19 protein-coding genes are annotated in these 20,178 nt (G+C 71.2%); 9 read left to right on the top strand and 10 right to left on the bottom strand.

The genetic code is table 11. The features are described from left to right. Positions 1-11: 11 nt before the first annotated feature. From AB0J42_RS16910 to AB0J42_RS16895, 4 genes are all read right to left on the bottom strand, one after another. Positions 12-767, bottom strand: a complete 756-nt coding sequence (locus AB0J42_RS16910; protein WP_364294838.1) for a 5-oxoprolinase subunit PxpA — start codon at positions 765-767, stop codon at positions 12-14. Positions 768-869: 102 nt separating this feature from the next. Further along, a complete protein-coding gene (locus AB0J42_RS16905; RefSeq protein ID WP_364294835.1) occupies positions 870-1,628 on the bottom strand; it encodes a thioesterase family protein in 759 nt (252 codons plus the stop codon). A 9-nt stretch (positions 1,629-1,637) separates the two neighbouring features. Then, positions 1,638-3,134 carry a hypothetical protein gene (locus tag AB0J42_RS16900; RefSeq protein ID WP_364294832.1) on the bottom strand — a complete coding sequence of 499 codons (1,497 nt, stop codon included), beginning with the start codon at positions 3,132-3,134 and terminating at the stop codon, positions 1,638-1,640. A gap of 123 nt (positions 3,135-3,257) precedes the next feature. Then, positions 3,258-3,482, bottom strand: coding sequence for a hypothetical protein (locus AB0J42_RS16895; protein ID WP_364294829.1), 225 nt, complete (start codon positions 3,480-3,482; stop codon positions 3,258-3,260). Between the two features lie 152 nt (positions 3,483-3,634). Here AB0J42_RS16895 and AB0J42_RS16890 point away from each other — a divergent pair, with 152 nt between their 5' ends. The 3 genes from AB0J42_RS16890 (at position 3,635) to AB0J42_RS16880 (ending at position 8,384) form a co-directional block, all read left to right on the top strand. Then, a complete protein-coding gene (locus AB0J42_RS16890) occupies positions 3,635-4,204 on the top strand; it encodes an HhH-GPD-type base excision DNA repair protein (RefSeq protein WP_364294826.1) in 570 nt (189 codons plus the stop codon). 194 nt (positions 4,205-4,398) lie between these two features. Continuing rightward, positions 4,399-6,492, top strand: coding sequence for a SpoIIE family protein phosphatase (locus AB0J42_RS16885; RefSeq protein ID WP_364294823.1), 2,094 nt, complete (start codon positions 4,399-4,401; stop codon positions 6,490-6,492). Between the two features lie 242 nt (positions 6,493-6,734). Next, positions 6,735-8,384, top strand: coding sequence for an RNA polymerase sigma factor (locus AB0J42_RS16880; RefSeq protein ID WP_364294820.1), 1,650 nt, complete (start codon positions 6,735-6,737; stop codon positions 8,382-8,384). Positions 8,385-8,438: 54 nt separating this feature from the next. Here the strand turns inward: AB0J42_RS16880 and AB0J42_RS16875 are convergent, their stop codons facing one another. Further along, entirely contained in the window at positions 8,439-9,155 is a 717-nt protein-coding gene (locus AB0J42_RS16875) for a peroxide stress protein YaaA (RefSeq protein ID WP_364294817.1), read from the bottom strand. Between the two features lie 72 nt (positions 9,156-9,227). Here AB0J42_RS16875 and AB0J42_RS16870 point away from each other — a divergent pair, with 72 nt between their 5' ends. After that, positions 9,228-9,932, top strand: a complete 705-nt coding sequence (locus tag AB0J42_RS16870) for a GNAT family N-acetyltransferase (protein WP_364294814.1) — start codon at positions 9,228-9,230, stop codon at positions 9,930-9,932. 85 nt (positions 9,933-10,017) lie between these two features. On the opposite strand, the gene AB0J42_RS16865 is transcribed toward AB0J42_RS16870, so the two are convergent. Beyond that, complete coding sequence (locus AB0J42_RS16865) at positions 10,018-10,248, bottom strand: hypothetical protein (RefSeq protein WP_364294811.1); 231 nt, start codon at positions 10,246-10,248, stop codon at positions 10,018-10,020. A gap of 248 nt (positions 10,249-10,496) precedes the next feature. On the opposite strand from AB0J42_RS16865, the gene AB0J42_RS16860 reads away from it, so the two are divergent. Beyond that, a complete protein-coding gene (locus AB0J42_RS16860; protein ID WP_364294808.1) occupies positions 10,497-12,563 on the top strand; it encodes a DNA topoisomerase IV subunit B in 2,067 nt (688 codons plus the stop codon). A 12-nt stretch (positions 12,564-12,575) separates the two neighbouring features. Here AB0J42_RS16860 and AB0J42_RS16855 read toward each other — a convergent pair whose 3' ends face one another. After that, positions 12,576-13,067: a carbonic anhydrase gene (locus tag AB0J42_RS16855; protein WP_364294805.1), complete on the bottom strand. Its 492-nt coding sequence runs from the start codon at positions 13,065-13,067 to the stop codon at positions 12,576-12,578. A 146-nt stretch (positions 13,068-13,213) separates the two neighbouring features. On the opposite strand from AB0J42_RS16855, the gene AB0J42_RS16850 reads away from it, so the two are divergent. Then, positions 13,214-13,549: a hypothetical protein gene (locus tag AB0J42_RS16850; protein ID WP_364294802.1), complete on the top strand. Its 336-nt coding sequence runs from the start codon at positions 13,214-13,216 to the stop codon at positions 13,547-13,549. 57 nt (positions 13,550-13,606) lie between these two features. On the opposite strand, the gene AB0J42_RS16845 is transcribed toward AB0J42_RS16850, so the two are convergent. Further along, complete coding sequence (locus AB0J42_RS16845) at positions 13,607-14,167, bottom strand: thioredoxin family protein (protein WP_364294799.1); 561 nt, start codon at positions 14,165-14,167, stop codon at positions 13,607-13,609. Between the two features lie 35 nt (positions 14,168-14,202). Between AB0J42_RS16845 and AB0J42_RS16840 the strand changes: the two genes are divergently transcribed. After that, positions 14,203-14,571 (top strand): VOC family protein, encoded by a 369-nt coding sequence (locus AB0J42_RS16840; RefSeq protein WP_364294796.1) that lies wholly within the window; start codon positions 14,203-14,205, stop codon positions 14,569-14,571. A gap of 71 nt (positions 14,572-14,642) precedes the next feature. Beyond that, positions 14,643-15,884 carry an FAD-dependent oxidoreductase gene (locus AB0J42_RS16835; protein WP_364294793.1) on the top strand — a complete coding sequence of 414 codons (1,242 nt, stop codon included), beginning with the start codon at positions 14,643-14,645 and terminating at the stop codon, positions 15,882-15,884. 87 nt (positions 15,885-15,971) lie between these two features. Here the strand turns inward: AB0J42_RS16835 and AB0J42_RS16830 are convergent, their stop codons facing one another. Continuing rightward, positions 15,972-16,439, bottom strand: a complete 468-nt coding sequence (locus AB0J42_RS16830) for a helix-turn-helix domain-containing protein (protein ID WP_364294790.1) — start codon at positions 16,437-16,439, stop codon at positions 15,972-15,974. 143 nt (positions 16,440-16,582) lie between these two features. Here AB0J42_RS16830 and AB0J42_RS16825 point away from each other — a divergent pair, with 143 nt between their 5' ends. Continuing rightward, positions 16,583-17,731 (top strand): serine hydrolase domain-containing protein, encoded by a 1,149-nt coding sequence (locus tag AB0J42_RS16825; RefSeq protein ID WP_364294787.1) that lies wholly within the window; start codon positions 16,583-16,585, stop codon positions 17,729-17,731. Here the strand turns inward: AB0J42_RS16825 and AB0J42_RS16820 are convergent. Continuing rightward, positions 17,658-20,144, bottom strand: coding sequence for a DNA topoisomerase IV subunit A (locus tag AB0J42_RS16820; protein ID WP_364295238.1), 2,487 nt, complete (start codon positions 20,142-20,144; stop codon positions 17,658-17,660). The genes AB0J42_RS16825 and AB0J42_RS16820 overlap by 74 nt on opposite strands. Positions 20,145-20,178 lie beyond the last annotated feature (34 nt).

The following is a 20,178-nucleotide window of genomic DNA, read 5'->3' as shown; positions in this document are numbered from 1 at the left end:
CCGGTGACCGGTCATGTGAACGCCTGCAGAGCCACACCGGCCGTCAGGAGCCGGTCGCGGACGGCGCGGGCCAGGCCGACCGCGTCGGGGGTGTCGCCGTGGACGCAGATGGACCGGGCCGTCACGGGCACGTCGGTGCCGTCGACCGAGGTCACCAGCCCTTCCTTGGCCATCCGTACCGCCCGCGCGGCCACCGCGTCCACGTCGTGGACGACCGCGCCGGGCGCGCGCCGCGACACCAGCGTGCCCGCGGCGGTGTAGGCGCGGTCGGCGAACGCCTCGCTGACCGTCGGGACCCCGGCCGCCGCCGCGACCTCGTGCACCACGGACCCGGGCAGCGTCAGCACCGGCAGGGACGGGTTGTAGTCGGCCACCGCTTCCACGACCGCCAGGGCCTGCACGCGGTCGCGGCAGACGCGGTTGTAGAGAGCGCCGTGCGGTTTGACGTAGGAGACCCGGCCGCCCATCGCCCTGGCGATGCCGTCGACGGCGGCGAGCTGGTAGAGCACCTCGGCGCAGAGCTCCTCCGGCTCGACGTTCATCTCCCTGCGGCCGAAGCCGGCCAGGTCGCGGTAGGACACCTGCGCCCCGATCGCCACCCCCCGGTCGACCGCGGCGGCGCAGGTGCGTCTGATCGTCGCGGGGTCGCCGGCGTGGAAGCCGCAGGCGACGTTGGCGCTCGTGACGATGTCGAGCAGGGCGAGGTCGTCGCCGAGCCGCCAGATCCCGAAGCCCTCGCCGAGGTCCGCGTTGAGGTCGATCACCATGGGTCCATCTTTACCGCTCCTCCCTCCCGGGGGAGGGGATTCCCGGCGGACGCTGCCCGATCGCCGGCCGGATAACCAGGACTTATGCCCACAGACCGGCCGTCAGCGGGGGGAGACGAACAGGGTTTGGGAGGCGGAGCCGATCTCGCCGTCCACGTCGTACAGGGTGGACCGGGCCAGGCCGCGCCCCGACGGGCCGACGACGGTCTCGGCGTCCAGGCAGATCCATTCGCCGACCGGCGCGCGGAACAGCGAGATCACCAGGTCGACGTTGACGAACAGGTAGCCGTCGAAGGGGAGCGTGTAGCTGATGCCGTTGCCGCAGTCGGCGAAGAGCGCCAGCCGTTCCAGCGGGGTGATCTCCTCGTCGCGCACCAGCGGCACCCGCGCCCGGCCCCACGCTGCGGCGGGGCCGGTCTCGTCGGGGCTGCCACGGGTGAAACGCCATTCGGTGGCGCGCCCGTACCCGAAACCGGTCGACAGCCACGACGGCGCGTCCTCCCGCGGCGGCAGGGGCGGCGGCGGGCGGCGCGCGCCCGGCGTCTCCGCCTCGCGGATCCGCCACGCGGTGGCCCGGACGTACTCGCGGCCGCCCGAGGACACCGACGCGGCCAGGCACTGCACGCGCTTGCCGTCCCGTACGACCTCGGTACGGACGGCCAGCTCGGCCACCGGCACCGGCGCGAACACGTCGACGTTGAGCTTGGCCAGGCCGAGCCCGGGCCGGGGCGCGGTCCGGGCGAGCTCGTGCACGATCAGGGCCGTGACCGGGCCGAGGTGCTGTGTGCGCGGGTCCCACGGCCCCTGCGTGTGCTCGGTCGCGCGGTAGTGTCCCTCGCGCAGCGGGACGTACATCGCCATGAGCGCAGCTTAGAACTCGTCCGGAATGTCCGCGATGTCGTCCAGGGCGGCGGCCAGCTCGTCCGGGTCGCCGCCGATCCGCTCGGCGATCTCCATCAGGACGTGCAGCACGTCGTGGCGGTCGTGGCCCAGGTCCAGCAGGCGCTGCGCGGCCTCCCACAGCTGCGGCGGGTCGCCCTCCCAGAGCCGGGTGGCGATCTCCTCGTGCCAGGCCAGGTGCTCGCGGTCTATGCCGCCCACGTGGTCGATCTCCAGCAGGACACGCCGGTCGCCCTCGTCGCCGGGGTTGAGCCGGTCCAGGTCGATCCCGTTGTGCGAGCCCTGGAGGAACGGGAACGCGAACACCCGCCGGGCCAGCGCCGACAGGTCGCCGTCGGGCAGCAGCCGCTCCAGCAGCGACCGGTCCAGGCCGAACGAGGCGGGGTCGCGGTAGGCCTCCGGGAATTTGCCCGTCGCCTCCCACACCGCGTCCAGCGTGGCCTTCAGCCCCTCGTCGGGCAGGCCCGTGCGGTGCGCGGCGAAGCGCGCCCACGCCGCCAGCACGTGCGGCATCGCCTCCTGCTCGGCCTCCGACAGCATCACCTTGCGCGGCAGCCAGTCGAGCAGGAACGTCTCGCACTTGGTCGGGCTCACCCGCAGCGGCCTGCTGAAGTCCTGGTCGCACCCGTAGTCGATGATGTGGTCGGCGCAGCGCGAGGCGGCCGACGGGTCCGACAGGTGCTCGGCGGCGTCCGAGGCGAGGAACTCGGCGGCCAGCATCGCGCGCCGCTCCCGGTTGTACGGGGCCTCGATGTGGAGCGGCGCGGGCCGTTTGCGCCCCGGCGGCAGGGCCTTCAGCCGCGACCTGGCGAAGGCGTGGTAGGCGCTGTAGCTGTCGCTGACGGGCGGCGGCGTCTTCGGCTCGCCGGTGGCCTTCATGGCCGACTCCAGCAGCGCCCTGGCCTGCTGCGGCTCGATCTCCTCGAAGCGCAGCATCGGGTTGCCCGACGCCTCCGCCTCAGCCTGCTCCAGCAGCTTGTCGACCTGGGAGGACACCCAGGCGTCGCGCGCCATGCCCGACATGTTGTAGTCGACCACCATCACCAGCGCGTGGCGGTCCTGCTGGTTGCGGGCCTCGTCGCCGTTCCACCTGTAGGCGAACGTGCAGATGACCGTGTCCTGGTCGCCGTAGGCGTCGCGCGAGACGTAACAGCCGGTCGGCTTGACGGCGCCCACCCGGTCGGCCCAGCCCGGCCGGGCCACGCCGCTCTCCATCATCGCCAGCGCCGCGCCCTCCGCCTTCGCGCCCTGGCGCGAGGTGCCGAGATAGGCCAGGCAGATCAGCAGGGTCAGCGAGGCGGGCGTGCCGGCCTTTGCGGCGTAGTCGACCAGCCCTTCGCCCAGCACCTGCTCGACGTCGCCGCCCCGGACGCGCCTGCCCCACCAGGCGCCGATCATGTCGGAGACCATCAGCTCCGCGTCGAGCGGGCTCCGGACGGCGAGCAGCTCGCGTGAGGCCTGCAGCATCTCCTTGAAGACGTCTTCGGCTGGAATCTTCTCCCGGGGGTCTCGTCGATGTCGGCGCACGCCCTCACTCTCTCGCATTCCAGGCGCAAACGGTGCGTAGAACGCGGCCTGATGACCTCGATGTTATCGATGGCTGCGTGGCGGCGGTGCGGAGTTGACGATGGCGAGCAGATGCTCACGCGCGACCCGTTCCACGATCTCGGGCGTCGCCGTGATGCCGAGGTGCTGCGCGCACGCGCACACGTCGGCGACACACCGGTCGATGGTGTCCACCGGCACGGTGAGGAACTCTTCGGCCAGCCGATGACTGACCGGCTCCCGCAGGAGGCGTGTGGCCAGAGCGAGCATAGGTGTCAAATTCCTCTGGAGTCCGGGGGCAAACCCCCAGGAGTGGACGCAGGCGACTTGCGCTCTCATTTCATCCCTTATCAGGGCAGTGTCAAGGGGGAGAGGCGACCGTGTTCGCTTCTCCGGGACGGCTTTCATGCGAAGCTGTCTCCATGCGTATCCAGCTCACGCAGCGAGCCGAGGCCGACGAGCTCCTCGGCCGCAGCCCGCTAGCCCTGCTCGTCGGCATGCTGCTTGATCAGCAGGTGCCGATGGAGCGAGCGTTCACGGGTCCGCACACCATCTCCGAGCGGCTGGGGCACGATCTGACCGCCGAAGAGATAGCCTCTTATGACCCCGACGCGTTCGCCGCGCTGCTCGCCCGGAAGCCCGCCGTCCACCGTTACCCCAAGGCGATGGCGGCCCGCATCCAGCAGCTCGCGGCGCATCTCGTGGCGGAGTACGACGGCAGGGCCGAGCTCATCTGGGCCGACGCCGCCGATGGCGATGAGCTGCTGAAACGCCTGCGCGCGCTGCCGGGGTTCGGCGAGCAGAAGGCCCGGATCTTCGTGGCGCTGCTGGGCAAGCGCCTGGGGGTCAGGCCGCCGGGATGGCGCGAGGCCGCCGGCGCGTACGGCGAGGAGGATTCCTACCGGTCCGTGGCCGACGTGGTCGACGCCGACAGCCTGGCGAAAGTGAGGGCTTTCAAGCAGGCCGCCAAGCAGGCGGCGAAGGCCGAGTAGCCTGATCTTGCTGCGCAACGTGGAGCGATTTTGACAGGATGCGTTGACCGTATGGCTGCTGGGGCTTCCGTCCGCGCATGCCCATCGCCGATGATGTACTGCAGAATCCGGTCGCCCGGAGCTGCGTCACGCCGATACACGACTATGGAGATGTGCCGCGTGGGAGACCCTGGCACGCGACGGAGGTACGGACCATGAGCGCCGAGACCTCCGTTCCCCGTCCCCGGGAGTCGGATGTGGACATCTCTGACTCCGCCCTGCTCAAAGGCCTGCTGTCCGAGGCGGAGTTCGCCTTCGCCTTCTTCGACGTCCAGGGCCGCGTCCAGCGGGTCAACGACGTCTTCAGCGACCTCGTCGACGTGCCCGCCGAGCGGCTGGTCGGGCGCGCCCCCGTGGAAGTGCTCGCCGCCGACCTGAGCCAGGCCGTCACGCAGGGCGTGCAGGCCGTCATCGAGAGCGAGGGGCCCGTCGCCGAGCGGCGGGTGCGGGTGCGCTCCGCCGAGGGCGGCGACCGTCACTGGTCGATGTCGTTCTCGCCGGTCCACGACGAGGCGGGCGAGCTGCGCGCCGTCACCCTGGTCGGGCTCGACGTGACCGAGAGCCGCCAGATAGAGGAGGAGCTGCGCCGCAGCGAGGAGCGCTACCGCTCGCTGGTGGAGGCGCAGTCCCAGCTGGTGTGGATAACCACGCCCACCGGCACGGTCGCCGAGGACGCGCCGCAGTGGCGCGCCATCACCGGCCAGGGGCTGGAGGAGTACCTCGCCTACGGCTGGCTGGACGTCGTCCACCCCGACGAGCGCGCGGCCACCGAGGAGGCGTGGAAGGAGGCGCTGCGCGGGCGCACCATGTTCGAGTGGAACTACCGCGTGCGCACCCGCGCCAGCGGCTACCGCCACTTCGAGGTGCGCGCCGTGCCGATCATCCGCCACGGCCGCGTGGTCGAGTGGGTCGGCGCCAACACCGACGTGACCCCGCAGCGCGAGGCCGAGGAGATGCGCGGCCGGCTGACCGACCAGCTCGGCGCCGCCGCCCTGCGCACCGCCCGGCTCCAGGGCGCCACCGCCCAGCTCGCCGAGGCGCTCACGGTCGAGCAGGTGGTGCAGGTCATCATCGACGTCGGCCGCACCGCCCTGGCCGCCGACCGGTCCGCCGTGGCGCTGCTCGACACCGACCGCGCCGCGCTCAAGCTGATCAACGGCGAGGGCATCCCGGAGGCGTCCGGCTCCTCCGGCGAGGAGATCCCGCTGTCGCACTCCAGCGTGATGACGATGGCGGTCAACAGCCGCCGGCCGGTCTTCGCCGAGTCGCCGGTGAGCCTGAAGATGCAGCTGCTGGAGGCGGGCGGCGACGAGCAGGTGCTCGCCCACTACCTGGCCAACAGCGACGAGCAGGCCTGGGTGGGCCTGCCGCTGCTGGCCGCGGGCCGGGCGCTGGGCGCGCTGCGCTTCTCGTTCACCCGGCCGCAGAAGATCTCCCAGGAGGACGGGGTCTTCCTGGAGGCGCTGGCCGGGCAGTGCGCGCTGGCGGTGGAGCGGGCGACGCTCTTCGAGCGCGAGCACCGTACCGCCGAGACGCTCCAGCGCAGCCTGCTGCCCGACCACCTGCCCGTGGTCAAGGGCCTGGAGCTGGCGCAGCGGTTCCGCTCCGGCAGCCGCCACGTGCAGGTCGGCGGCGACTGGTACGACGCGTTCGTGCTGCAGGACGGGCGGGTCGCGGCCGTCGTGGGCGACGTGATGGGCAAGGGCGTCAAGGCGGCGGCCGGGATGGGCCGCATCCGCAACGCCATGCGGGCGCTGGCGCTGACCAACCCGCCGCCCGCCGCGGTGCTGAGCGGCCTCGACCGGGTCTTCGAGGCCACCGAGGAGGAAGACCAGGTCACCACGCTGGCCTACATGGTCGTCGAGCCGTCCACCGGCGAGGGCACGCTCGCGCTGGCGGGTCACCCGCCGCCGGTGCTGGTCTCCCCGCAGGGCACGGCGATCCTGTGCGACGCCGAGCCGGGCACGCCGCTGGGCTGGCCGACCAGCCGCCGGCAGTTCCGGTTCGTGGTGCCGCCGGGACACACCGCCGTGCTCTACTCCGACGGGCTGGTGGAGAACCGCAAGCGCGGGCTGGACGCCGGTCTCGCAGAGATTTGCAGTGTTGTGACCGAAGCGCCGCCGGACGTCGTGGCGAATCCGCACATGCTGCTTGATTTCCTGGTTGACGGGATGTTGTCGGGTTATGAACAGGATGATGACGTTACCGCGTTGGCAATTCACGTTCCTGCCGTCACGAAGAGTGACTGAATGAAACAGTCATAAGGGTTGCTTTCGGGTATCAGTGCCGCCCTCGCGTACGCAGTACTCCTTCGGTCGGCCTAGGGTGGAGGTCAACCGCCGGGAGGTGGCCGTATGGAGTGCCGGGCCGTGCCAGAATGCTGGGAAGGCCCGTAGCGGTCCGCACGGCCTCACCGATCTCCGAGAGAGGCAACAGCCCCCTAGCGGGCATCTGGGTCCATTGTCGCCACGCGTTCGTTCGAGAGGTGTTCGTGTCGCCTGCAAGTTCGACTCGCTCGAAGCCACAAGAGCTGAACGAGCCCGTCATTCAGCGACTGCTCGAGCGTGGGCGCTCGCAGGGTTTCCTCGAGTCTGAGGATGTCCGTCAGGCCTTCGAGGAGGCGGACATCCCCATGTCGCACGCCGCCGCGTTCTTGCGGAACCTCAGCAAAGAGGGCGTGACCGTGGTGGTGACCGCCGCGGATTCGGCTGCGCCGAAGAAGAAGTCTCGAGGTCCAGCAAAGCGCCAGACCGCCGCGCCCGTCAAGAGCAAGACGGCGGCGGCCGCCAAGGAGCAGCAGCCGGAGACCGTGACCGCGGTCGTCGGCACCGCCGAAGCCGAGCCCGCGCCGAAGAAGCCGGCCTCCGCCAAGAAGGCCGCCGCGGCCAAGAAGGCGGCTCCGGCCAAGAGCGCGCCCAAGAAGGCCAAGGCCGGCAGCGCCGCGGCCAAGACCAAGCCCAAGGCCGCCCAGGGCCCCAAGTCCGAGGTCGACGAGGACATCGAGCTGGAGGGCGAGGTCGAGCTGGACGAGCTCGAAGAGCTCGAGGTCGAGGACGAGGAGATCGTCGCGGAGGGCGACTCCGAGGCCGAGGGCGACAGCGACGACGACACCGAGGACGAGCCGAAGGCCGAGGCGGCCCCGGCGGCCAAGGACAAGAGCGAGGACGAGGTCCTCATCCTCTCCGACGACGACGATGACGCCCCCGTGGCGACGGTCGCCGCCGCCGGCGCGACCGCGGACCCGGTCAAGGACTACCTCAAGCAGATCGGCAAGGTTCCCCTGCTCAACGCCGAGCAGGAGGTCGAGCTGGCCAAGCGCATCGAGGCGGGCCTGTTCGCCGAGGAGCAGCTCGCCAGCGACGGCGACAGCCTCCCGGTCGACGTCCGGGCCGAGCTGGAGTGGATCGCCGAGGACGGCCGCCGGGCCAAGAACCACCTGCTGGAGGCCAACCTCCGCCTGGTGGTCTCGCTGGCCAAGCGCTACACCGGCCGCGGTATGCTCTTCCTGGACCTGATCCAGGAGGGCAACCTGGGCCTGATCCGGGCGGTCGAGAAGTTCGACTACACCAAGGGCTACAAGTTCTCCACCTACGCCACGTGGTGGATCCGGCAGGCGATCACCCGGGCCATGGCCGACCAGGCGCGGACCATCCGCATCCCGGTCCACATGGTCGAGGTGATCAACAAGCTGGCCCGCGTCCAGCGGCAGATGCTGCAGGACCTCGGCCGCGAGCCGACCCCGGAGGAGCTGGCCCGCGAGCTCGACATGACCCCCGAGAAGGTGGTCGAGGTCCAGAAGTACGGCCGCGAGCCCATCTCCCTCCACACGCCGCTGGGCGAGGAGGGCGACAGCGAGTTCGGCGACCTGATCGAGGACTCCGAGGCCATCGTCCCGGCCGACGCGGTCAGCTTCACGCTGCTGCAGGAGCAGCTCCACTCGGTGCTCGACACCCTGTCGGAGCGCGAGGCGGGCGTGGTGTCGATGCGGTTCGGCCTCACCGACGGGCAGCCCAAGACGCTCGACGAGATCGGCAAGGTCTACGGCGTGACGCGTGAGCGCATCCGGCAGATCGAGTCGAAGACGATGTCGAAGCTCCGCCACCCGTCCCGTTCGCAGGTGCTGCGCGACTACCTCGACTAGGTGACGTTCCGGGAAGGGCACGGTCCTGCGCGGGCCGTGCCCTTTCCGCTGCCGTCAGGGGAGCAGGACGTCGAGCCTGCCGCCGGTGAGCGCGACCCGGTAACCCAGGTCCTCCAGGGCCTTGACCAGCTCGTCCGGGGTCTCGGGGGTCAGGCCGCTCTCCAGCAGCCGCCCGGCGACCTCGCCGCGGGTGGCCTTGGCCATGTGGCTGACGACCTTGCCGCCCTTGAGCACCCGTACGGAGACGCCGCGGGAGCCCGGCCGCCAGGCGGCCGCGTACGCCGACGAGCGCATGTCCACCACCAGCCCCGGCAGGCGCTCCAGCTCAGGCGTGATCAGCGGCCTCCAGAAGGTCGCGAGAGGCCCGATGGGCGGCAGGTTGACCCCCATGGCCAGCCGGTAGGGCGGAACGCGGTCAGCGGGCCGCAGAACGCCCCACAGGCCCGAGAAGATCAGCACGCTCTCCTCCGCCCTGGCCCGGGCCTGCGGGGAGAGCCGGTCCAGGCCGAGGTTGTCGTAGAGCACGCCGGTGTAGAGCTCGGCGGCGGGCAGCGTGCCCGCGGTCTGGAGCTCCAGGTTTTTCGCGAGTTCCGGCGCCAGGCCGGGGGAGAGGCCGAGCACGTCCAGCGCGTCGCGGCGGCGGGACGCGCGGATGAGCGCGGTGAGCACCCGCTTGCGGGGCCGGTCCAGCTTGGGGAACGACAGGCCGCCGACGGGCGGGCCGTCGCCCGCGGGGGCCTTGCCCTCCGACGGAGGCAGCAGAATCAGCACAGTCAGGCAGCCTACCGGGGTGTCGGCGCAGGTCAGCGGGGGGCGGTCGGCCGGCCGGGTTAGGCTTCCGGGGTGGATGCCGATCTTCTCGTGGACGAGGCGTGGCCGGCCTGGGAGCGGCGGGAAGCCGGCGGCTGGGTGCTGCGCTACGCGGGAGGCGTGACGAAACGGGCCAACTCGGTGCTCGCCCTGGGGGAGCCGGACGACCTGGACGCCGCGATCTCGGCGGCCGAGGCCTTCTACGCCGAGCGCGGCGCTCCGTGCGCCTTCTCGATCGGCGCGGGCGCGCCGCCCGGCCTGGACCGCGCGCTGGAGGCGCGCGGCTACGCGCTGGTGGACCCCACCGTCGTCATGGCCGGCGCGATCTCGGGGCGGCCCTCGGTTCCGGTACGAGTCGAGGAGCGGCCCTGGCGGGGCTGGCTGGAGACGTGGTGGGCGGTCGACGGCCGCCGCTCCACCGGGCCGGAGGCGGCCGAGCGGATCCTGACCGGCGTTCCGGCGCTCTACGTGGCGGTGGAGGAGGACGGGATCCCGGTGGCCGTCGGGCGGGGCGTCCCGCAGGGCGGCACGCTGGGGATCTACTGCATGGCGACCCTGCCGGAGGCGCGCCGCCGCGGCCTGGGCCGGGCCGTCCTGCGCGCGCTGGCCGTGGAGAGCGGGATGCCTGGCGCGTACCTGGTCGTCACCGAGCGGAACACGGCCGCGCGGGCCCTGTACCGGAGTGAGGGCCTGCAGCCGAAGGGCGGCTACCACTACCGGATCCGCGGCGCCCGGTGACTCCCGAACGCAAGACGGCGACCCCGGGGAACCAGGATCGCCGTCTTGTCTGCATATATGTGGTTATGTCGTCACGGCGAGTGCGTCAGCGCTCGTCGTTCTGGGCCATCTTCGGGGTTTCGCTGAGACGTGCCGACTCGTCCAGGATGTCGGCGCCCTTCTCACGCAGCGCTGCGATGTGCTTGCGCCCGTGGTGGGCACAGAACAGCAGCTCCCCGCCAACCGGCAGGGTCGCGCGAATGTATGCCTGGGCACCGCAACGGTCGCAGCGGTCGAGGGCCGTCAGCGGCTTAACGGGGGCAAGAGCTCCAGTCACGTATCGCCTTTCGGGTCACCCCCGCCGAAGCGAGGATCTGGCGTCAGTCACTTGGAACAACATCTAACCGGACGTGGACGTTCCCAACCCACGGGTCTCTACGCCCAGAGCGGAATGTGTCCGAAAGTAATGAGGATCACCCTGCTGGTAACGGCAAACGTGACCTCATGGCAAGCTTGTGCGCGTGCGTAGGGGAAGAAACGGTAAGCTACGCACACCTGTTCGAACGTAAACCCGGAGGAGCTGGAGTGACGCTAGTGGAGGCGGGGTACACGGCTCGACACCTCTCGGTGCTTGAGGGCCTCGAAGCCGTCCGCAAGCGCCCGGGGATGTACATCGGCTCGACCGACAGCCGCGGCCTCATGCACTGCCTCTGGGAGATCGTCGACAACGGCGTCGACGAGGCGCTGGGCGGCCACTGCGACCGCATCGAGGTGGAGCTCTACGCCGACGGCTCCATCGAGGTGCGCGACAACGGCCGCGGCATCCCGGTCGACATCGAGCCCAAGAGCGGCCTGGCCGGGGTCGAGCTCGTCTACACCAAGCTCCACGCGGGCGGCAAGTTCGGCGGCGGCTCCTACACCGCCTCCGGCGGGCTCCACGGCGTCGGCGCATCCGTGGTCAACGCCCTGTCGGCGCGGCTCGACGTCCAGGTCGACCGCGACGGCAAGGTCCACGAGATCAGCTTCCGGCGCGGCAAGCCCGGCGTGTTCGACGGGCCGGGCCCGACCGCCAAGTTCCGCCGGAAGTCCGGCCTGCGCGACGGCGGCGAGGCGCCCGCCGGCGCCACCGGCACCCGCGTGCGCTTCTGGGCCGACCCGCAGATCTTCCTGCCCGACGCCGAGGTCTCGCTCGACGAGATCCACGTCCGCCTCCGCCAGACCGCCTTCCTGGTGCCGGGCCTCACCCTGGCCGTCGTCGACAGCCGCCACGAGGAGCAGGTCCGCGAGGAGTTCCGCTTCGAGGGCGGCATCTCCGAGTTCACCGAGTTCCTCGCCCGCGACGAGGCCGTCTGCGACGTGCTGCGCCTGCGCGGCGTCGGCCACTTCCGCGAGACCGTCCCCGTCCTCGACGACCAGGGCCACATGACCTCCACCGAGGTCCAGCGCGAGCTCAGCGTCGACGTGGCCCTGCGCTGGGGCAAGGGGTACGAGTCCACCGTCCGCTCCTTCGTCAACGTGATCGCCACCCCCAAGGGCGGCACCCACGTCACCGGCTTCGAGCGCGGCCTCGTCCGTACGATCAACGAGCAGCTCCGCGAGACCCGCCTGCTCAAGAACGGCGACGACCCCGTGACCAAGGAGGACATCCTCGAAGGGCTCACCGCGGTCGTCACCGTCCGCGTGCCCGAGCCGCAGTTCGAGGGCCAGACCAAGGAGATCCTCGGCACCTCCGCCGCCAACCGCATCGTCTCCCACGTCGTCAGCCGCGACCTCAAGGAGCTGTTCGACAACCCGCCGCGCGGCTACAAGCAGGCGCTCCGCGCCGTGCTGGAGAAGATCGTCGCCGCCGCGAAGGCGCGGATCGCCGCCCGCGAGCACCGCGAGAACCAGCGCCGCAAGAGCGCGCTGGAGAGCTCCGCGCTGCCCGCCAAACTGGTCGACTGCCGCTACGACGGCGTCGACCGCAGCGAGCTGTTCATCGTCGAGGGCGACTCGGCCCTCGGCACCGCCAAGCTGGCCCGCGACTCCGAGTTCCAGGCCCTGCTGCCCATCCGGGGCAAGATCCTCAACGTGCAGAAGGCGTCCGTCAGCGACATGCTGAAGAACGCCGAGTGCGCCGCCATCATCCAGGTCGTCGGTGCCGGCTCCGGCCGCTCCTTCGACCTCGACGCCGCCCGCTACGGCAAGGTCATCCTGATGGCCGACGCCGACGTCGACGGCGCCCACATCCGCTGCCTGCTGCTCACGCTCTTCCACCGCTACATGCGGCCGATGATCGAGGCGGGGCGCGTCTTCGCCGCCGTCCCCCCGCTCCACCGCATCGAGCTGACCAACCCGGGGCGCGGCAAGAACAAGTACATCTACTGCTACTCCGACGCCGAGCTCCACAAGGTCCTGCGCGACCTGGAGCGGCGCGGCAAGCGCTGGAAGGACCCGGTCCAGCGCTACAAGGGCCTCGGCGAGATGGACGCCGACCAGCTGGCCGAGACGACCATGGACCCGCGCCACCGCATCCTGCGCCGGGTGCGCATAGAGGACGCCGAGGAGGCGGAGCAGATCTTCAGCCTGCTCATGGGCAGCGAGGTGGCCCCGCGCCGCGAGTTCATCGTCAAGAGCGCCGCCGAGGTCGACCGCGACCACATCGACGCGTGACCCCGGCGCGGGTCAGTCCACGGCGATCAGGCGGCCCGTCTTCACGTCGTAGATGGCGCCCGTCACCGGCATGTCCGACGGCAGGAACGGCGACGACGTGATGCGCGTGAGGTCGTGCGCGAGCGCCTGACGCTGGTCGGGCACCATGTGGAAGTCCAGGCTGCGGGTGTCGACTCCTTTGCTCTGGGTGAGCTCGTGCACGTCCGCGTCGGTGGCCTTGTTCATGCCGCAGTCGGTGTGCGGCATGACCAGGACACGCTCCACACCCAGCAGGAAGACGCCCAGCACGAGCGTCCGCAGGACGTCGTCCGTGACCCGGGCGCCGGCGTTCCGGAGGATCTTCGCGTCGCCCGGCTCCAGCCCCAGCAGGCCGAGCGGATCTATGCGCGAATCCATGCAGGTCACCACGGCCAGCCCGCGCGCCGCCCGTCCAGTCAGGCCCGACCCTTTGAAGGTACGGGCGAACTCCGCGTTTGCTGCGAATAGGTCGTCGAACGCATCCATGCGTCAGATGATTCCGCATGGACTTCTGATCGAATCGCGCGGGGGGCGCTTAAATCGGGGCCTGCAGGCGGCAAGTGCGCGCGATCACTGCTAACTTTGCGTGACGGTTCCGTAGCCCCTCGTGTGCATGATCGAAGAAGGTCGTCTTGAGCAGGTCCGAATCGCTCGCCGCGTATCTCCGTGCCCAGGCCCGCCGCTGTCTGGACCGAGTCGAGTCCGATGACGGCGGACGCAACGCCAGGCGCGCCCTGAGCCTGCTGGACGCCGCCGCCTACGCCGGCGGGCTGGCCGACGACGACCCGCTGATCCTCACGCTCGACCAGGCCGGCTGTTACGGGCCGCTCGGCTGCGAGTCGTTCGACCCCGGCGAAGCGGGCACCAGGCTCATCCGCTCGTGGGAGGGGTCGGAGCCGCACGAGCTCCTCGCTGCGCTCCCGGCGGCGATCATCGAGGCGCAGGAGTGCGACTCCAGGCACCGCTGACGGGCAGGCGCCCCACCAGGGCCGCCGCCCCGGCGGGGTCGCCTGCCCTCGGTCAGCTCAGGCCGGTTCGTTGCCGGGCTTCCACTTGATGCCGCAGCCGATCGACGGCGCCTGGTCGCCGTCGAGAGGCTTGCCGGCCAGCACCGCGTCGATGGCGGCGCGCAGCGACGAGCCCGTCACCGGGACGTCGTTGCGCGGCCTGGAGCCGTCGAACTCGCCCCGGTAGACCAGCTTGTGGTCCGCGTCGTACAGGAAGAAGTCGGGCGTGCAGGCCGCCCGGTAGGCCTTGGCCACCTCCTGGGTCTCGTCCAGCAGGTACGGGAAGGTGAACTTGGCGCGGGCCGCCTGCTCGGCCAGGTGTGCGGCATCGTCGTCGGGGTATTGCTCGCTGTCGTTGCTGCAGATGGCGACGATCGACAGCCGGGAGCCGTAGTCGGCGGCCAGCTCTCCGAGCCCGTGCTCGATGTGGCGGACGTACGGGCAGTGGTTCGAGAGGAAGATCACCAGCGTGGGTGATCCTTCAAAGTCGGCCAGGGACACGTTGCCGCCGCCGACGGCCGGAAGGTCGAAGGACGGCGCGGGGGTGCCGAGCGGCACCATGAACGAGTGGGCTGCCATGCCTCCCATTGTCGCGGCTTCAGGAGGGTGAGTGCATGGAAGGCATCGCGCGTTTCCGGTCCACGGTCATCGACTGCCCTGACCCGCGGGCGTTGGCGGGCTTCTACTCGCGGCTGCTCGGCTGGCCGGTGACCGCGGAGGAGGACGACTGGGTGGTGGTGAGCGACGGCGGCTCGCCCGACCGGCTGGCGTTCCAGCTCGTGGCGGACCACCGGCCGCCGACCTGGCCCGAGGGGGAGCGGCCGCAGCAGCTCCACATCGACGTGCTGGTGGACGATCTGGACGAGGCGGAGAGGCGGGTGCTGGAGATCGGCGCGACCAAGGCCGAGGTCCAGCCGAGCAAGGACGGCGCGTTCCGGGTCTTCCTCGATCCGGCCGGGCATCCCTTCTGCCTGACGACCTAGCTTCTTGACGGGCCGCGGGCGGCAGGCGCATGATGAGATTATTCAACGAGTGATGAGATTGGGTGATCTCGATGACCGGTCACTGCGTCGTCATCGGAGGCGGTCCCGCCGGGATGATCGCCGGTCTGCTGCTCGCCCGGGCCGGCGTCCGCGTGACGGTGCTGGAGAAACACGCCGACTTCCTCCGCGACTTCCGGGGCGACACCGTCCACCCGTCGACGCTCGCCCTGCTCGACGACCTCGGCCTGAGCGAGCGGTTCGCCCGCCTGCCGCAGTACCACCTCACGGAGATCGCGTTCCCGGCCGAGGGCGGCGAGGTGGTCTTCGGCGACATGTCCCGCCTCAAGGTGCGCTACCCGTACGTCGCGATGGTCCCGCAGTGGGATCTGCTCACCCTGCTGGCCGACGCCGCCCGCGAGGAGCCCGGCTTCACCCTGCGGATGAGCACCGAGGTCACCGGCCTCCTCCGCGAGGACGGGCGCATCGCCGGCGTGCGCTACCGGACCGCCGCCGGCGAGGAGGGGGAGATCCGCGCCGACCTCACCCTCGCCTGCGACGGCCGCTGGTCCCTGGCCCGCCGGGAGGCCGGGCTCCGGGTCAAGGAGTACCCGGTGCCGTTCGACGTGTGGTGGTTCCGGCTGCCGCGCCGGCGTGAACAGGACCGCGGCGCGCTCATCCCGCGCATGACCGCCGACCGGCTGCTCATCGTCCTGCCCCGCGAGACCCACTTCCAGATCGGCTACATCGGCCCCAAGGGCTTCGACCGCGAGCTGCGCGCACGCGGCCTCGAACCGCTCCGCCGCGAGATCGCCGAGGCCGCCCCCGAACTGGCCGGCGAGGTCGCCGCGCTGACCTCGATGGACGACGTCAAGCACCTGGACGTCCGGGTCAACCGGCTGATCCGCTGGCACACCGACGGGCTGCTGTGCATCGGCGACGCCGCCCACGCCATGTCGCCCGCCGGCGGCGTCGGCATCAACCTGGCGGTCCAGGACGCGGTCGCCGCCGCGACGCTCCTCGCCGGGCCGCTCAGGCGCGGGCGGCCCACCCCGGCCGAGCTCGCCCGGGTACGCGCCCGCCGGGTCTTCCCGACAGTGATCGTGCAGGGCCTCCAGCGGATGGTGCACCGCACGCTGATCGCGAAGGTCCTCCGCGGCGCCTGGTCGGGGCCTCCCCGGCTGCTGGTGCGGCTCATGCGCCGCTTCCCGGCGCTCTCGTACGGTCCCGCGTACCTCATCGGCGTCGGCCCGCGCCCCGAACGCGCCCCGGCCTTCGCCCGCCGCGCACCCGAGAAGACCCCGTCGGAGTCGTAAGCGCTCAAGGGGTGAGAACGGCCGTAAGACAGCAGGTCGTTAGCGTTCACGGGTGAGAACAACCGTGGGACAGCAAGTCGTGAGCGCTCACGGGGTGAGAACGACCGTTTCCTCGGAGATCATCTCGGAGCCCGCCGCGAACGCGGCCCCGCCGGTGAACGCCACGGCCAGCACCGCCGCCGCGATCACCGTACGCATCCAGGACCTTCCGCGCGGCCGCCCGGAGGACCGGGACAGCCAGGACCTCCCACGCGGCCGCACGGTAGCCCGGGTCCCCGCCGCGATCTCCGCGCGTACGGACACCCACCGCAGCACGTCGTCCCCGCCGAGCCCGCAGGCCCGGACGAACGCCACGAGCAGTTCCTCACGCGGCAGCCGGTCCCGGCCGAGCATGGTGGAGGCGGTGGAGTAAGGCAGCACGTCACCGGCGGCGGACGCGCGGCGCTCAAGCTGCCGGAAGCTCAGCCCCGACCAGTCCTTGAGCCGTCGCAGCCCGGCCATGAAGGCGGCCTCGTCGGTGGCCGCCTCCGGTGACGGCGGTGGCGTGATGGTCATGTCGCTCCTGCCGGTCGGTCGTCATGGAGAGTGGCGCTGAGCTGGCCGTACGGTGTCCCGCACACATCCGGACACCCCGACATGTTGATCACACCGCGCCGCACCGGTCAACCTGTGGGCTTCCGACCCCTTTGGAGGCCCGCATGAAGAGCCGGACCCTGACCGGCGTGCTGCTCCTGGTCGCGCTGGCGGGATGCTCCCCGCCCGCGGACGTCCCCGGCTTCCTGGCGCGCACGCTCCCCGAGGGGTTCGGCGGCACCGTCGTCACGGCCCACGGCGACCGGATCACCTTCTGCGAGGGTTTCGGCCTGGCTGACCGCGCCGCGCGGATCCCCGCCACCTGCGACACCGTGTACGACGTCATGTCGATCACCAAGCAGTTCACCGCGGCGGCGATCCTCAAGCTGGAGGCGATGGGCCGGCTCAAGGTGAGCGACCCGATCGGTGCGCACCTCGGGCCGGTCCCCGGCGGCAAGCGCGGCATCACCCTGCACCACCTGCTCACGCACACCGCGGGCCTGCCCGAAGCCGTCGGCGACGACTACGAGCCGCTGTCCCGCGACGACATGCTGGCCAGGGCGCTGGCCGCCGGCCTGCTGTCGGCCCCGGGCGCGGAGTTCCGGTACTCCAACACCGGCTACAGCGTGCTCGCCGCGATCGTGGAGAAGACCTCCGGCCTGAGCTACGAGCGCTTCCTGGCCGAGCACCTGTTCGGCCCGGCCGGGATGACCGCGACCGGGTACGTGCTGCCCCGCTGGGAGCGTGACCGGGTCGCCGTCGAATACGACGCCGGGGGACGAGCGATGGGCAGGCCGTACGAGCATCCCTGGGCGGCGGACGGCCCGCACTGGAACCTGCGCGGCAACGGCGGCATGCTGTCGACCGCCCGCGACCTGTTCCGCTGGCATCGCGCGCTGACCGGCGACGCCGTGCTCCCGGCGGGCGCCAGGAAGAAGCTGTTCACCGCGTACGCGCCGGTGCCCGATTCCGACGAGTCGTACGCGTACGGCTGGAACATCCTGGGCGACGGCCCGATCGCGTGGCACGACGGCGGCAACGGATGGTCCCTGGCGAGCTACGCCCGGTCCCTGCGCGACGGCACGATGGCCTTCTTAATCAGCAACCAGGCCGGCCGGGAGGTCGAGGACCTGGAGCCCGAGCTCACCCTGGACCTGCTGGCCCGCGCCCGCCCCGGAGACCGGGACGGGCGGCCGTCGCCTAGGAACCCTCCGGCGGCTCGGGAACGGGACCGGCGCCCAGGGCGCCGCCGATGGCGCCGATGGTGTGAGTGAGCCGGACGCCGGAGCCGTCGCGGCGGCCCAGCTCCTCCGGCAGCGTCACCGGCTTGCCCACCGGCGAGACGGCCTTCGCAGGCGCCGGGCCGGCCCAGGCCAGCAGCAGCACGTCCTCGCCCTTCAGGAACCGCTGGGCGCGCACCCCGCCCGTGGCCCGGCCCTTGGCCGGGAAGTCGGCGTAGTCGGACACCTTGCCCCCGCCGACCTGCGTGCCGGGAAGGGCGGTGGCCGAGCCCGCCACCGTGACCACCCGGGCGGGCCTGGACGGGTCGACCACGCCGAACCAGATCACCTTGGCCCCGCCGTCGAGCCGGACGCCCGCCACGCCGCCCGCCGGCCGCCCCTGCGGCCTGACCATCGAGGCCTGGTAGCGCAGCAGCTGGGCGTCGGACGTGATGAACACCAGGTCGTGCTCCTCGGACTCCAGCTCCACGGCGCCCACCACCGTGTCGCCGTCCTTGAGCGTGATGACCTCGAAGTCGTCGCGGTTGGCGGGGTATTCGGGCACCACCCGTTTGACCACGCCCTGTGCCGTGCCGATCGCCAGCCCCGGCCCCGACGGGTCGAGCGAGCCCAGCCCGACCACGGTCTCGTCCGGCTCCAGCGACACGAACTCGGCGACCGGATGGCCGCCCGACAGCGACGGCGGATCGTCGGAGGCGGGCAGCGTCGGCAGATCGACCACCTGGACCCGGATCAGCCGGCCGTGCGACGTCACCACGCCCACCTCGCCCCGCACGGTGGTGCGGACGGCCGAGACCAGCACGTCGTGCGGCGACCGTTCGCCCTCGCCGGGCAGCGGCTGGGCGTCGGCGGTGCGCGCCAGCAGGCCCGTGGACGACAGCAGCGCCAGGCACGGGTCGTCGGCCACCTGCAGCGACACCACCGGGGTGCGGGTCTGCCCGGAGGCCTCCCGCAGCTCGGTACGGCGCGGCGTGCCGTACTTCTTGGCCACGGCGGCCAGCTCGCCGGAGACCACCTGGCGCAGCCGCGTGTCCGACGACAGGATGGCGGTCAGCTCGGCGATCTCCTCGGTCAGCGTCTCCTTCTCGCGCTCCAGCTCCAGCTTGTCGAAGCGGGTGAGGCGGCGCAGCGGCGTGTCGAGGATGTAGGCCGCCTGCACCTCGGTCAGTTCGAACACGCTCATCAGCCGCTCGCGCGCCTGCGCCGAGTCGTCGGAGGAACGGATGACCTGGATGACCTCGTCGATGTTGAGCAGCGCGATGATCAGGCCGTCGACCAGGTGGAGCCGGTCCTCGCGCTTGCGGCGGCGGAACTCCGAGCGCCGCCGGACGACGTCCAGCCGGTGGTTGACGTAGACGTGCAGCAGCTCACGCAGGCCCAGCGTGCGCGGCTCGCCGTCGACCAGCGCGACGTTGTTGATGCCGAAGGTCTCCTCCATCGGCGTCAGCCGGTAGAGCTCCTCCAGCACCGCCTCGGGGATGAAACCGTTCTTGATCTCGATGACCAGGCGCAGGCCCTTGTGCCGGTCGGTGAGATCCTTCAGGTCGGCGATGCCCTGCAGCTTCTTGCTGGTCACCAGTTCCTTGATCTTGGTGACCACGCGCTCCGGGCCGACGTTGTAGGGCAGCTCGGTGACGACGATGCCCTTGCGGCGCGGCGTGATCTGCTCGATCGTGCAGGTGGCCCGCATGCGGAAGGTGCCGCGCCCGGTCTCGTACGCGTCGCGGATGCCCTGCAGCCCGATGATCGTGCCGCCGGTCGGCAGGTCGGGACCGGGCACGAACTTCATCAGCTCGTCGAGCGTCGCGGTCGGCTTCTTGATCAGATGGCGGGCGGCGGCGACGACCTCGGTCAGGTTGTGCGGCGCCATGTTGGTCGCCATGCCGACCGCGATGCCGGTGGTGCCGTTGACCAGCAGGTTGGGGAACGCCGACGGCATGACCGTCGGCTCGGTCTCCTGCCCGTCGTAGTTGGGCTTGAAGTCGACGGTGTCCTCGTCGATCGACTCCACCATGAGCATCGCCGCCGGGGCCAGCCTGGCCTCGGTGTAACGCATCGCCGCCGGCAGGTCGTCGGGCGAGCCGAAGTTGCCGTGGCCGTCGACCAGCGGCAGCCGCATCGAGAACGGCTGCGCCAGCCGCACCAGCGCGTCGTAGATGGCGCTGTCGCCGTGCGGGTGGAGCTTGCCCATCACGTCGCCGACCACGCGCGAGGACTTGACGTGCCCCCGGTCGGGCCGCAGCCCCATCTCGCTCATCGAGTAGAGGATGCGCCGCTGCACCGGTTTGAGCCCGTCGCGGGCGTCGGGCAGCGCCCGCTGATAGATGACGGAGTAGGCGTACTCCAGGAAGCTGGTGCGCATCTCTGACGACACGTCGATGTCGACGATGCGCTCCTCGAAGTCCTCGGGAGGGGGTGCGGTCGTGCGTCGGGCCATGTCGAACATTGTGCCGAAGAAACGCCAGTGCATGCGACACGTC

The organism is Nonomuraea sp. NPDC049649 (genome assembly GCF_040675175.1).
Taxonomy (GTDB): Bacteria; Actinomycetota; Actinomycetes; order Streptosporangiales; family Streptosporangiaceae; genus Nonomuraea.
Note: the sequence above shows the minus strand (reverse complement) of the source record. Positions and strands in the feature narration are given on the sequence as shown.